We start from the raw sequence: 12988 nt of genomic DNA, 5'->3' as shown, positions 1-12988 counted from the left end.
GGCGCGCCTGCGATCAAGCCGTGGATGATGCGTTCAGCACCCGAATCGGCTTGCCCGCCTGAAACGCCTTCACGGCGTCCAGCGCGTTCTGGTAGAACGCCTCGAAATTCTCGCGGCTGACATAGCCCAGGTGTGGGGTCAGGATCACGTTGTCCAGGTCGCGCACGGTGTCTGTCGGCGACAGGGGCTCTTCAGGATAGACGTCCAGGCCGGCGCCCGCGATGCGAAACTTCACCAGCGCGTCCATCAAGGCTTCGTTGTCCACCAGCCCGGCGCGCGACGTGTTCACCAGATAGGCGGTGGGTTTCATCGCGGCCAGCGCCGCGGCGTCCACCACGTGGCGGGTTCGGTCGGACAGGATCAGATGCAGGCTGACCACGTCGGACGTGGAAAAAAGCGCATGTTTGTCGACCCGCTTCACGCCCGCGGCCTCGGCGCGTTCGTCGCTCAGGTTGGGGCTCCAGGCCACCACATCCATGCCGAACGCCAAGCCCACCTTGGCCACGGCCGCGCCCAGCTTGCCCAGGCCCAGCACGCCCAGGCGTTTTCCGGCCAGCGGTTCGGGCATGGCGGTTTGCCACATGCCGCGCCGCATGGCCGCGTCTTCAGTCGGCAGGTTCTTGAACAGGCCCAGTATGTGCGCCCAGGCCAGCTCGGCCGTCGCCGTGCTGGCGTCGGCGCTGCCGGGCGCGCCGCACACCACGATGCCCTGCTCGGTGCAGGCTTGCATGTCGATGGCGTTGTTGCGCATGCCGGTGGTGATCAAGAGCCGCAGGCGGGGCAAGGCGCGAATGCGCTCGGCGGGGAACGGCGTGCGTTCGCGCATTGCGACGATCACGTCGAAGGGTTCGAGCGTGGGCTCGACCTGTTCCACCGGAATGAAGTTATTGAAGATCTGCACCTCGGCGTCACCGCCCAGCGAGGTCCAATCCGCATAGCGCCGAGCTACGTCGTGGTAATCGTCGAGTATTGCGATTTTCAAGTGAGGTCTCCGGGTGGCTAGGCGCTGATCGCGCCAGCCACTCGGCCGGCGCGATCAGCGCCGGTCAGTTCAAGCGTTCTTTCAATTGGTCCAGCGGAATGGCGCCGCTGACGCGCGAGCCGTCGGCAAAGAACAGCGTGGGCGTGCCGCGCACCATCAGCTTGTGGCCCAGCGCAAGCAGCTTGTCTTCGGGCACGTCGCAGTTGGCGGTGGCTGGCTTCTTGTTGCGCACCATCCAGTCGTCCCAGGTCTTGCCCTGATCCGTGGCGCACCAGACGTTGCGCACCTTGTCCTTGGAATCCGGCGACAGGATCGGGTACATGAAGGTGTAGACGGTGACGTCGGTAAGCTCTTCCATCGTCTTGCGCAACTGCTTGCAGTAGCCGCAGTTGGGGTCTTCAAAAATGGCGACCTTTTTCGCGCCGGTGCCCTTGACCTGCTTGATGGCCAATTCCAGCGGCAGTTGGTCGAAGGTGACGGCGCTGAGCTTTTCTTGCGAAGCGCGCGTGACGTCCTGGCGCGTCATGGCGTCGATCAACGGACCTTCCATGACCCAGGTGACCTTTTCGTCGGTGTAGATCAGGTCCATACCCAATTGCACTTCAAAAATGCCGTAGGGCGTCAGGCGCACGGCGGTCACGTCCATGCCGGAAAAACGTTGCTGGAAGCGTTCCTTGACGGCGTCGAGCTGCGGCGTCGACACGCTTTTCTCGCCCTTGCCGGGTTGGCCGACCGAGTCGGTGGAAATGGTCTTGGCGCCTTGAGCGGGCGACTGTGCCAGCGCCGAGGCGGACAAGCCCAGCCCGCCGGCCAGGAAACAAGCCGCCAGCGTGGCGGAGATGCGGAAAGTCATGGGTGCTCCTGTACTTATCGTGTTCTTTGGGGAAAAGCGTAACTCATCCGGCAGGGAGCCGGGCCGGACGACTTGCCGGGGCGACGCGGAAAGGCGGAGTGTCCTTCAGACGCCAGCCGCCCTTCAAGGTTCCAAAAGAAAACCTCAAAGCGCGCACCACAAGGCGCGCGCCTAGAAGCCGTATCAATTGGCCGAGGCCCCGGCGATCAGGCGGCGCTTGATCAGGGGCGCTTTTTCCACCCAGTGCATGCCGGCGTTGCGCAGCCACACCAGGGGCGTGGCGCGCGAGGCGAACAGCTTGTGCAAGCCGTCGGTGGCCAGGCGCATGGCCAGCACCGGCTCGGCACGCGCACGCTGGTAGCGGTGCAAGACCCGGATGTCGCCCGCCGATCGGTACGGCTCGCGCCCCGCCACCGTGCGGGCCAGCGCCTCGACGTCGCCCAGCCCCAGGTTCAACCCCTGCCCCGCCAGCGGATGCAGGCGGTGCGCGGCGTCGCCGGCCAGCGCAATGCCGGGCGCCACCATCTGGGCGCGCTCCAGCGTGAGCGGAAAGCCGTGCAACTTGCTGCGGACCTTCAGGCGGCCCAGCCGGCCCTCGGCGGCATCGGCCAACAAGGTTTCCAGGCGCGTGGCCTGTTGGTCGGGAGGCAAGGCCAGCAGGCCCTGCGCCAGTTCGCTGCGCATGGACCACACCATCGACACCTGCGGGCCATCGGTGGTATCGGGCAAAGGCAGCAGCGCCAGCACGCCGTCGTCACGGAACCATTGGAAGGCCGTGCCATGGTGAGCGTGTTCGGCGTCCAGATGCACCACCAGGCCGGTATCGTGGTACGAGACCGCGTCGTGCTTCAAGCCCGCCGCCGTGCGCAGCGGCGAGGCCGCGCCGTCGGCGCCCACGAATAGTTCTGCCTGAATGCGCGCGCCGCTTTCGGTGTCGACCGCGCCATCCTGGTAGCCGGTGCAGCGATCTTCCAGCCAGGGAATGCCGAACATCCGCACGGCCTGGATCAGCACACGCTCAATTTCGCCGGACTCAACGATCCAGGCCAGTTGCGGCAACGCCGCCTGCCAGGCGTTCAGGTTGACCTGCCCGTCGGCGTCGCCATGGATCTCCATGGCCTCGACCGGCATCAGTCGGGCGGCGGGCATGGCGTCCCAGACGCCCAGGTCAGCCAGAAAACGCTGGCTGGCGGGCGAAATGGCGTAGACGCGCGGGTGGTAGCGGTTGGGGTCCGCCGCGGGCACTGCCGCGCGCGGCGCCAGCACGGCAACGCGCTGGCCGCGCCGGGCCAGCGCCAGGGCGGTGGACAGGCCGACGATGCCGGCCCCGCAAACAACGATTTGATGGCTCATCTTGCCGAGGGCTCCCCCGCTTGCTTGGGCCACAGCACCCACATCTGGCCCCGTTGTTTCATGCGACCCGCCTGCTGGCCAGCTTCTTCGCCGTAACCCCAATAGAAGTCGGCGCGCGCGGCGCCCCGGATGGCCGTACCCGTGTCCTGCGCGAACACCAGGCGTTGCAGCGGCCGGTCAGAGGCCGGGAAGGTCGTGCTCAGGTAGACCGGCGTGCCCAGCGGCACGAAGGTGGCGTCCACCGCGATGGAGCGCATGGGAGACAGCGGAATCGCGTAGGCGCCCTTGGGCCCTTGCTCCGGGTCGATGACCGGCTCTTCGCGGAAGAACACGACCGCCGGGTTGGCGTTCAGCATCTCGGGCACGCGCTTGGGGTTGCGCTGCGCCCAGGCGCGGATGTTCTGCATGGACGCCTGATCGGCGCTCAGCTCGCCACGGTCGATCAACCAGCGGCCGATGGACGCATAGGGCTGGCCGTTGTGGTCGGCGTAGGCCACCCGGATCGTCTTGCCGGCGTCGGGCCCATCGGTCAGTTGCACGCGGCCGGAGCCCTGAACCTGCAGAAAGAAGTTATCCACCGGGTCGTCCACCCAGACCACCACCGGGGGCTTGCGCCCGGAGGACTCGATGGCCGCCCGGGTGTCGTAAGGCACGACGCGCTTGCCGTCCAGCTTGCCGCGCACGCGCTTGCCGGCCAGGTCCGGGTACACCGACCCCAGGTCGATCGTCAGCAGGTCGGCCGGCACGGCGTAGAGCGGCCACTGATACTTGCCGCCCTGGCGGCGCGAGCCGCGCACCAGGGGTTCGTAATAGCCGGTGACCGTGTTCGCGGCGGGCTTGCCATCGGCGGCGTTCAGGCGCCAGGGCTGCAAATAGATTTGCAGGAAGCGGCGCACGCCTTCGCCGTCACCGGCGGCCGGGGCGCGGGCCGGGTCGATGGCGGCGGCGCACACAGGCTGCCAGACGCGCGGTGTGGCGCGCGCGGGCGCGGCCAGGTTGCCGCTGGTCTGGCGCATCAAACCCTTGCAGTTACGCAGGAACAAGGGCCAGAACCGGGTCAGGTCGTCGGACGTCCAGCCCGGCATTTCGGACCAGTTGGCGGGCTTGAACTTGCCGGCCAGCGCACGAGGCGGCGTATCGCGCAGCGCCGATAGTTGCGGCACCACCAGCGGGCCGTCGGCCGCCGGGGTGGGCACGCCGGGAATGCCGGAACCGCCGGCATCAGGAGGAATATCCGACGGGGTGGAACATGCCGCCAGCAGGATGGACAGCAGGGACAGACTAAGAATGCGCTTCATGAGCAAAGGGAAAAAGCAGGCGACGGGCTACGGGCGACGGGCGGACCATTCAATGCAGGGTGCGAGGCATGGCCAGGACGAATTCCGAGATCGGCACTTCGAACGGAATGCCGTTTTCGCCAACGCAATGGTAGGTGCCACGCATCGTGCCCACTGGCGTGGGCAGCGGACAGCCGCTGGTGTATTCGAAGGTTTCGCCGGGCGCCAACAGGGGCTGCTGGCCCACAATACCCAGCCCGCGCACTTCCTGCACGCGCTGGTTGCCGTCGGTGATGACCCAGTGGCGGCTGATCACCTGGGCGGGATGCTCGCCCGTATTGGTGATGCGCACGGTATAGGCAAAGACGAATTGCTGTTCGCTGGGATCAGACTGTTCAGGCACGAAGCGCGGAGAGACAGAGACGCTCAGGTCGTAAGGTTTCACAGTCCTTCCTGTGTGGCTGGACGCCCCGGGCCACAGAACGGCGCCGGGCGCTTGGGAGACATTTGGGAGACGTATGGGAACGTGTATAAGAGACGCAGATTTCGGTCCCGCGAAACCGGGCCTTGCCCGAACCCGCGCCTCAAACTGCAATAATGGCACATTATGCCCTCCCCAATCCCGAACATCATGTCATCCTCCATGGCCTCCACTCGCATCACCCCCAGCATCCTGTCGGCTGACTTCGCCCGTCTGGGCGAGGAAGTCCGCAACGTTGTCGCCGCCGGCGCAGACTGGATCCACGTGGACGTGATGGACAACCACTATGTCCCCAATCTGACCATCGGTCCGATGGTGTGCGCGGCGATCCGCCCCCATGTGCAGGTGCCGATTGACGTGCATCTGATGGTTGAGCCGGTGGACGACCTGGTGCCGATGTTCGCCAAGGCGGGCGCCGACTACATTAGCTTCCACCCTGATGCCAGCCGCCACGTGGACCGCACGCTGTCGCTCATCCGCGAAAACGGCTGTAAGGCCGGCCTGGTCTTCAACCCCGCCACGCCGCTGTCGTACCTGGACTACGTCATGGACAAGATCGACCTGATCCTGATCATGTCGGTGAACCCGGGCTTTGGCGGCCAGAGCTTCATTCCCGGCGCGCTGACCAAGCTGCGCGAAGCGCGCGCCCGGATCGACGCCTGGACCCAGGCGGGCGGCCAGGAAATCGTGCTGCAAGTGGACGGCGGCGTCAAAATCGACAACATCGCCGAAATCCGCCGCGCGGGCGCCGACACCTTCGTGGCCGGCTCCGCCATTTTCGGCAAGCCGGACTACGCCGGCATCATCAAGTCCATGCGCGAACAGATCGCCATCGGCGAAACCACCGCCGTCTAAGCCCCAGGAAGAATCGACATGACCGCTTTTCGCGCCGCGCTGCTGGACCTGGACGGCACCCTGCTGGACTCCATTCCCGACCTGGCATTCGCCGCCAACGCCATGCGCGTGGACCTTGGCATGACCGTGCTGCGCCAAGACGTGGTGGCCACCTTCGTGGGCAAGGGCGTCGACAACCTCATCCGGCGCAGCCTGGCAGGCAGCCTGGACGCCCCCGATCCGTCGGCCGAGGAATTTGCCCGCGCCCGCGAGTCCTTCTACCGCCACTATCATCTGGTCAACGGCGAGCGCGCCCAGATCTACCCCGGCGTCATCGACGGCCTGAAGCACCTGCGCGACCAGGGCCTGAAGCTGGCCGTCGTCACCAACAAGCCCACCGAATTCACGCTGCCGCTGTTGCAGCGCACCGGCTTGGCGGGCTTTTTCGACGCGGTCGTCTGCGGTGACACCTGCGTGCGCCGCAAGCCTGACCCGGACCAGGTCGTGCACGCCTGCGAGCTGCTGGGCGTGGCGGTGGGCGAAGCCGTCACCATCGGCGACTCCATCAACGACGCCCAGGCGGGCCGCACGGCCGGCACGCAGGTGCTGGTGGTGCCTTATGGCTACAACGAAGGTCGTGACGTGCGAGAGCTGGATGTCGATGGTATAGTTGACACGCTTGTTGACGCCGCCCAGTGGGTGGCGCTCTGGAACCAAAACCAGAACGCCGCGAAAATCGCCTGCTGATCGGTGCTGCAAACTGAACATCGGTACATCGACAACAGCCGCAATACCCCAATACCTGAATACACAGCCAGATCAATGAACGCCTACCCCCAGAACCAAATGCTCAGCGCCTCGTGGCGCTGGTGGCGTTTGTCTTCCGGGTGGCGATGATCCCTCCCGGCCCTGGACGCGTATGCCGCCTAGTGCCGTAGCTGTGTAAACACAGAGCCAAGCCCGGAACCAGACACCTGGACCGGGCTTTTTTGTTGTGCGCCCGGTCTGAAAGCAAATCAAAAATCGCTCACGAGACCCGACATGACCGAAATCGAATTCAAGGCCCTCGCCGCACAAGGCTACAACCGCATCCCGCTGGTGGCCGAAACCTACGCCGACCTGGATACCCCGCTGGGCATCTACCTGAAGCTGGCGCACGCGGGCCCCTTGGCCGGCCGCATGACCTGCCTGATGGAATCCGTGGTGGGCGGCGAGCGCTTCGGTCGCTATTCCTTCATCGGCCTGCCCGCCCGCACCGTGATCCGCGCCAGCGGCACGCTGACGGAAGTGCTGCACGACGGCAAGGTGGTGGAAACGCACGAAGGCGACCCGCTGGCCTTCATCGAGCAATACCAAAGCCGTTTCAAGGTGGCGCTGCGCCCGGGCATGCCGCGCTTTTGCGGCGGCCTGGCCGGCTACTTCGGCTACGACACCGTGCGCCACATCGAGCCCTGCCTGGGGCCTGCCGTCAAACCGTTCCCGGCCGGCATGGAAGGCGGTACGCCCGACCTGATGCTGATGCATGTGGATGAACTGGTCATCGTCGACAACCTGGCCGGCCGCATCTACCTGATGGTGTACGCCGACCCCAGCCAGCCCGAATCCTACAGCCGCGCCCAGCAGCGCCTGCATGACCTGCGCGCCCGCCTGCGACGCCCTGTTGAAATTCCGTACAGCCACGCCAGCATGCAGACCGAAGAACGGCGCGACTTCAAGAAAGAAGACTATCTGGCCGCCGTGCACCGCGCCAAGGAACACATTGCCGCCGGCGACCTGATGCAGGTGCAGATCGGCCAAGTCATCGCCAAGCCGTTCCGTGATTCCCCGCTGTCCCTCTACCGCGCGCTGCGTTCGCTGAACCCCTCGCCCTACATGTACTTCTGGAACTTCGGCGACTTCCAGGTGGTGGGCGCGTCGCCCGAGATCCTGGTGCGCCAGGAAAGCGTGGTGGACAACGGCGTGCCGAAATCGCAGATCACCATTCGCCCGCTGGCCGGCACCCGCAAGCGCGGCGCCACGCCCCAGGAAGACGCGGCGCTGGCCGCCGAACTGAAGGCCGACCCCAAGGAAGTGGCCGAACATGTGATGCTGATCGACCTGGCGCGCAACGACGTGGGTCGCGTGGCTGAAGTGGGCTCGGTCAAGGTCAGCGACACCATGGTCATCGAACGCTATTCGCACGTGATGCACCTGGTGTCCAACGTCACCGGCAACCTGAACCCCGGCATGAGCAGCATGGACGTGCTGCGCGCATCCTTCCCCGCCGGCACCCTGACGGGCGCGCCCAAGGTGGAAGCCATGAAGATCATCGACGAACTGGAACCCGTGCGCCGCGGCATCTACGGCGGGGCTGCGGGCTACCTGAGCTATGGCGGTGAAATGGACGTGGCCATCGCCATTCGCACCGGCGTCATCAAGGACGGCACGCTGTACGTGCAAGCCGCCGCCGGCATCGTGGCCGACTCCAACCCCGAAGCCGAATACGCTGAAACCGAAGCCAAGGCCCGCGCGGTGCTGCGCGCCGCCGAGCAGGTCCAGCACGGCCTGGACGAACCCATCTGATCCCGGCCCCGGCCAGACGACACCGCCCGCACGGAGAAAAAAATGCTGTTGATGATTGATAACTACGATTCGTTTACCTACAACCTGGTCCAGTACTTTGGCGAACTCGGCGAAGACGTGCGCGTGGCGCGCAACGACCAGATCACGCTGGAAGAGATCAGCGCGCTGAACCCCGACCGCATCTGCGTGTCGCCCGGCCCGTGCTCGCCTGCTGAAGCCGGTATTTCAGTGGCCGCCATCCAGGCGTTTGCCGGCAAGAAGCCGATTCTGGGCGTATGCCTGGGCCATCAGGCCATTGGCGCGGCCTACGGCGGCGACATCGTGCGCGCCCAGCAGATCATGCACGGCAAGACGGTGCAGATCTCGCACACCGGCACCGACATCTTCACCGACCTGCCCACGCCGTACACCGTGATCCGTTACAACTCGCTGACCATCGACCCCGCCACCCTGCCCGACTGCCTGGCCGTGACGGCCACGGCGCCCGACGGCGACATCATGGGTGTGCGCCACAAGACCCTGCCGCTGTACGGAGTACAGTTTCACCCCGAGTCCGTGCTCAGCGAACACGGCCATGCCCTGCTGCGCAATTTCCTGAACCTCGCCTAAGACAAGAAGGACGCACCGTGACCATTTCCCCCACCGAAGCCCTGACGCGCTGCATTGAACACCGCGAAATTTTCCACGACGAAATGCTGCATCTGATGCGCATGCTGATGCGCGGCGAGATGTCGCCGCAGATCGCCAGCGCGCTCTTGATGGGCCTGCGCGTCAAAAAGGAAACCATTGGCGAGATCACCGCCGCCGCGCAGGTCATGCGCGAGTTCGCCACGCCGGTCGTCACGCCCAACCCGCAAGACCTGCTGGACATGTGCGGCACGGGCGGCGACGGCAGCCACACTTTCAACATCTCGACCACCGCCATGTTCGTGGCGGCGGCGGCCGGCGTGCCGATTGCCAAGCACGGCAACCGCAGCGCCTCGTCGTCCAGCGGCAGCGCCGACGTGCTGGAAGCACTGGGCGCCAATCTGGTGCTGACGCCCGACGAAGTGGCCGAATGCATCCAGGCCACCGGCATCGGCTTCATGTTCGCGCCCGCGCATCACGGCGCCATGAAGAACGTGGCCGCCGTGCGCAAGGAATTGGGCGTACGCACCATCTTCAATATTCTCGGCCCCCTGACCAATCCGGCCGGCGCCGCCAACCAGTTGATGGGCGTGTTCCACCCTGACCTGGTCGGCATCCAGGTGCGCGTGCTGGAACGGCTGGGTTCGCGCCATGTGCTGGTGGTGCATGGCAAGGACGGCATGGACGAAGCCTCGCTGGGCGGGGCTACGCTGGTGGGCGAGCTGAAAGATGGTCAAATACGGGAATATGAAATCCACCCCGAGGACTACGGGCTATCCATGATGTCCAACCGGTCCATCAAGGTGTCCAATCGCGAGCAGTCACGCGAACTTGTCATCGAGGCGCTGGAAAATGTCGAGGGCACGGCCCGCGACATCGTCGCCCTGAATGCAGGACTTGCCATCTACGCCGGCAATAAAGCCGATTCCATTCCCGAAGCCTTAGCGCTAGCATTTGAACTGATCGCCACCGGCGCGGCGCGAGCCAAGCTGGAAGAATTCTGCGCATATACCCGGAAATTCCAGAAATGAACGATATTCTCGCGAAGATCCTCGCCGTCAAGGTCGAGGAAGTCGCCGCCGCTCGCCAGATGCGCAGCGAAGCCGAAGTCCTGCGCGAAGCGCAGGCTCGCCAGGACGTGCGCGGTTTCGCGCAAGCCATCGAAGACAAGATCTCGCAGGGCAAGGCCGGCGTCATCGCTGAAATCAAGAAAGCATCACCGTCCAAAGGCGTGCTGCGCGACACCTTCGCCCCCGCGGACATTGCGTCGTCCTATGCCGTGCATGGCGCGGCCTGCCTGTCGGTGCTGACCGACGTGCAGTTCTTCCAGGGTTCGCACGACCACCTGCGCCAGGCGCGCGCGGCCTGCTCGCTGCCCGTGCTGCGCAAGGACTTCGTGATCGACTCCTATCAGATCATCGCCGCACGCGCGATGGGCGCCGACTGCGTGCTGCTGATCGTGGCCGCGTTGACGCCGTCGCAATTGCGCGACTACGAAACGCTGGCGATGGAACTGGGCATGGACGTGCTGGTGGAAGTGCATGACGCCCGTGAACTGGACGTGGCGCTGACGATGAAGACGCCGCTTTTGGGCATCAACAACCGCAACCTGCGCACCTTCGAAACCAGCCTGAAGAACACGCTGGACCTGCTGCCCAACATTCCGGCGGGCAAGCGCGTCGTGACCGAAAGCGGCATTCTCAAGCCCGAAGACGTCAAGCTCATGCGCGACCACCAGGTCAACGCCTTCCTGGTGGGTGAAGCCTTCATGCGCGCCAAGGACCCGGGCAGCGAACTTGCCCGCCTGATGCACTAAGGCGCCACGGGCTCTGGGCCAGGGGCCCAGAGGTCATGGGCCAGACGTCATGGCCCAGACATCCAGGGCCGATATGTCCAAAGCCAAGAGGTCCAGGGCCTAGCGTGATCGCGGCAAGCCCAGCCCGCCCGCGCGCCGGTACACGGTGCTGCGGTGCACACCCAGGGCCCGCGCCGCGCGGCTGACATTGCCGCCGTGCGCGGCGAGTGCGTCGCGGATCGCCGTGTCGGTGATCGATTGCAGATCTTCCATGCCGCTGTTTGCGGAAGCGGGCGCGGCCGTATCGTCGTGACGCGCGGCCGCGGTTGGCATTGATGAGGTCGGCAGCACCGAAGCCGACAACAATGCGGTCGGCGACACCTTGGCCTGCAACAACTCGGCGGGCAGCATGTCGGCATCCACCACGCCCGATGGCCCCGCCAACACATGCATGTTGCGCAGCACCGCCGCCAGTTGCCGGTAGTTACCCGGCCAGGGATACGCCGCCAGCAACGCTTCAATGTGCGGCGGCAGCATCGGCCCAGGGCCTTGCGCCGCCCATAGCCCGCGCAGCAATTCCAGACGGTCGGCGCGCGCGCGCAGCGGTTCCAGCGTGACCGTGTATTCGGCGATACGGAAATACAGGTCAGGACGCACCGGCGCATCCGCCCCCTCATGCGCCAGCGGGCGATGGGTGGCGCACACCAGCGCAAAGTCCACCGGCACCGGCCGCGCCGCGCCCAGCGGCGACACTTCACGCGTTTGCAGCACACGCAGCAAACGCGATTGCAGCAGCAGCGGCATATCGCCGATTTCATCCAGGAACAGCACCCCGCCGTGCGCTTGGCGCAGCAAGCCCTTGCTGCCCTGGCGGCGCGCGCCGGTGAAGGCGCCGTCCTCGTAGCCGAAGAGTTCGGATTCGATCAGGCTTTCGGGCAGCGCCGCGCAATTGACCGCCACGAACGGCCCTGCCGCGCGCTTGCCGCGCGCATGCAATTCGCGGGCGAACACTTCCTTGCCCACGCCGGTTTCGCCTTGCAGCAAAATCGACACGCCCGCATCCGACAAATGCACGGCACGCGCCAACGCGCCCAGGGTCGCCGCGTCGAAGCTGGGCGCCACGGGGCGCTTGGCCTCGGTGGGCGGCTCGCTGAGCGGCAACGCGGGCGCTACCGGTCGCGGCGGACGCGAACGCGGCAGCCGCAGGCGCGCGTGGTAGCTCGTGCCCGCGCGCGCCTGCACGCGGCCGGCCGCGTCTGGGCAGCGTTCCAGCTCGCCGTCGAACACATCGGCGTAGCGGTACACGCCCAAGGCGGTCGCGGCCAGGCCCAAGGCCTGCAAGGCGCGGCGGTTCGCGCCAATCAACACATCCCCCTGAAACGCCAGCAAGCCCTCGCCCGGCCCGCCCAGGCCGGACGCATCGGCATGCAGGCGCAGCACGGCGTAATGCTCGTAGGCTTGTTCGAACAAGCGGTGCTCGATCACATCCACGGCCGCGCGCACCAGGGCCAGCACATCCGGGCGAACGTCGCGCGCCTGGCTGGACAGGTCCAGCACCCCCAGCATGCGCCCTTCACTGTCAGTGATGGGCACGGCCGCGCAAGTCAGGATGCGATTGGGTTCAAAGTAATGTTCCGCGCCATGCACGGCGATGGGTCGGCCTTCGACCAGCGCGGTGCCGATGGCGTTGGTGCCGGCCGCGGCCTCGTCCCAGGGCGCGCCCGGCATCAGCGCCACGCGGGACGCGCGGCTGGCGAAGCTGGTGTCGCCATCGCTGTCCAGCACCAGCCCTTGCGCGTCCGACAAGATCACCAGATTGCCATTGCCGCCGGCCTGGCGGCGCAGGTAGGACATGGCGGGTTCGGACAGCCGGCGCAGCGCTTCGTTGCGCTGCTGGGCCTCGCGCAGTTCGCCTTGCGTCATGAGTTCGGCGCGGCGCACGCCACGCATGTCAAAGCCCAGGTCGGCGCAGCGTCGCCACGATCGCAGGATGGGTTCAGCAACGATGCCGCCGGGCACCGCTCCCTGCTGGTTGAACAGCAGGCGCGCTTGCGTCAGCGCGTGCTGACGGGATTGACTGGCCATGCATGTCTCCTTGGACGGGTGTTCTGCGACACCTGTTCCGCGACAACGTCGCAAAAAACGTCATCTTGAAAGGGCAAAAATCGTGCACGCCCGTCGGGGCGCGTCGAAATCAACTTTCGCACGCGGGAGGCCGCACTGT

Annotated in this window: 12 protein-coding genes; 6 read left to right on the top strand and 6 right to left on the bottom strand. The window is 65.9% G+C overall.

The window, feature by feature from the left end; all coding sequences use genetic code 11:
• Positions 1–13: 13 nt before the first annotated feature.
• The 5 genes from ELS24_RS01970 to apaG all read right to left on the bottom strand — a co-directional run bounded on the left by ELS24_RS01970 (position 14) and on the right by apaG (position 4910).
• On the bottom strand, positions 14–982 hold the full coding sequence (locus ELS24_RS01970; protein ID WP_050446787.1) for a D-2-hydroxyacid dehydrogenase family protein: 969 nt from the start codon (positions 980–982) through the stop codon (positions 14–16).
• Positions 983–1046: 64 nt separating this feature from the next.
• A complete protein-coding gene (locus ELS24_RS01965; protein ID WP_050446788.1) occupies positions 1047–1835 on the bottom strand; it encodes a DsbC family protein in 789 nt (262 codons plus the stop codon).
• A 183-nt stretch (positions 1836–2018) separates the two neighbouring features.
• The gene (locus ELS24_RS01960; protein WP_050446789.1) at positions 2019–3188 is read right to left on the bottom strand and encodes a UbiH/UbiF family hydroxylase; all 1170 of its coding nucleotides are present in this window, start codon (positions 3186–3188) and stop codon (positions 2019–2021) included.
• A complete protein-coding gene (gene mltA, locus ELS24_RS01955) occupies positions 3185–4486 on the bottom strand; it encodes a murein transglycosylase A (protein WP_127183249.1) in 1302 nt (433 codons plus the stop codon). The genes ELS24_RS01960 and mltA overlap by 4 nt, the downstream gene beginning before the upstream one ends.
• A 49-nt stretch (positions 4487–4535) precedes the next feature.
• Entirely contained in the window at positions 4536–4910 is a 375-nt protein-coding gene (apaG, locus tag ELS24_RS01950) for a Co2+/Mg2+ efflux protein ApaG (RefSeq protein ID WP_050446790.1), read from the bottom strand.
• Positions 4911–5072: 162 nt separating this feature from the next.
• Between apaG and rpe the strand changes: the two genes are divergently transcribed.
• The 6 genes from rpe to trpC all read left to right on the top strand — a co-directional run bounded on the left by rpe (position 5073) and on the right by trpC (position 10785).
• Positions 5073–5801 carry a ribulose-phosphate 3-epimerase gene (rpe, locus tag ELS24_RS01945; RefSeq protein ID WP_050446791.1) on the top strand — a complete coding sequence of 243 codons (729 nt, stop codon included), beginning with the start codon at positions 5073–5075 and terminating at the stop codon, positions 5799–5801.
• 18 nt (positions 5802–5819) lie between these two features.
• Positions 5820–6527 carry a phosphoglycolate phosphatase gene (locus ELS24_RS01940; protein WP_127183248.1) on the top strand — a complete coding sequence of 236 codons (708 nt, stop codon included), beginning with the start codon at positions 5820–5822 and terminating at the stop codon, positions 6525–6527.
• 294 nt (positions 6528–6821) lie between these two features.
• A complete protein-coding gene (gene trpE / locus ELS24_RS01935) occupies positions 6822–8342 on the top strand; it encodes an anthranilate synthase component I (protein WP_050446793.1) in 1521 nt (506 codons plus the stop codon).
• Positions 8343–8384: 42 nt separating this feature from the next.
• The gene (locus ELS24_RS01930; protein ID WP_127183247.1) at positions 8385–8951 is read left to right on the top strand and encodes an aminodeoxychorismate/anthranilate synthase component II; all 567 of its coding nucleotides are present in this window, start codon (positions 8385–8387) and stop codon (positions 8949–8951) included.
• Positions 8952–8968: 17 nt separating this feature from the next.
• Entirely contained in the window at positions 8969–10000 is a 1032-nt protein-coding gene (gene trpD, locus ELS24_RS01925; RefSeq protein WP_127183246.1) for an anthranilate phosphoribosyltransferase, read from the top strand.
• Complete coding sequence (gene trpC / locus ELS24_RS01920; RefSeq protein ID WP_127183245.1) at positions 9997–10785, top strand: indole-3-glycerol phosphate synthase TrpC; 789 nt, start codon at positions 9997–9999, stop codon at positions 10783–10785. The genes trpD and trpC overlap by 4 nt, the downstream gene beginning before the upstream one ends.
• A gap of 99 nt (positions 10786–10884) precedes the next feature.
• On the opposite strand, the gene ELS24_RS01915 is transcribed toward trpC, so the two are convergent.
• Positions 10885–12849, bottom strand: coding sequence for a sigma-54-dependent Fis family transcriptional regulator (locus tag ELS24_RS01915; protein ID WP_127183244.1), 1965 nt, complete (start codon positions 12847–12849; stop codon positions 10885–10887).
• Positions 12850–12988 lie beyond the last annotated feature (139 nt).

The sequence above is a fragment of the Achromobacter spanius genome (assembly GCF_003994415.1).
GTDB classification, from domain to species: domain Bacteria; phylum Pseudomonadota; class Gammaproteobacteria; order Burkholderiales; family Burkholderiaceae_B; genus Achromobacter; species Achromobacter spanius_C.
Note: the sequence above shows the minus strand (reverse complement) of the source record. Positions and strands in the feature narration are given on the sequence as shown.

Bases quoted from the DNA above. Each gene is read 5' to 3' on its own strand.
- ELS24_RS01915 (WP_127183244.1), bottom strand. From the start codon at position 12,849: ATGGCCAGTCAATCCCGTCAGCACGCGCTGACGCAAGCGCGCCTGCTG.
- ELS24_RS01930 (WP_127183247.1), top strand. From the start codon at position 8,385: ATGCTGTTGATGATTGATAACTACGATTCGTTTACCTACAACCTGGTC.
- ELS24_RS01940 (WP_127183248.1), top strand. From the start codon at position 5,820: ATGACCGCTTTTCGCGCCGCGCTGCTGGACCTGGACGGCACCCTGCTG.
- trpE (WP_050446793.1), top strand. From the start codon at position 6,822: ATGACCGAAATCGAATTCAAGGCCCTCGCCGCACAAGGCTACAACCGC.
- ELS24_RS01960 (WP_050446789.1), bottom strand. From the start codon at position 3,188: ATGAGCCATCAAATCGTTGTTTGCGGGGCCGGCATCGTCGGCCTGTCC.
- trpC (WP_127183245.1), top strand. From the start codon at position 9,997: ATGAACGATATTCTCGCGAAGATCCTCGCCGTCAAGGTCGAGGAAGTC.
- mltA (WP_127183249.1), bottom strand. From the start codon at position 4,486: ATGAAGCGCATTCTTAGTCTGTCCCTGCTGTCCATCCTGCTGGCGGCA.
- rpe (WP_050446791.1), top strand. From the start codon at position 5,073: ATGCCCTCCCCAATCCCGAACATCATGTCATCCTCCATGGCCTCCACT.
- ELS24_RS01965 (WP_050446788.1), bottom strand. From the start codon at position 1,835: ATGACTTTCCGCATCTCCGCCACGCTGGCGGCTTGTTTCCTGGCCGGC.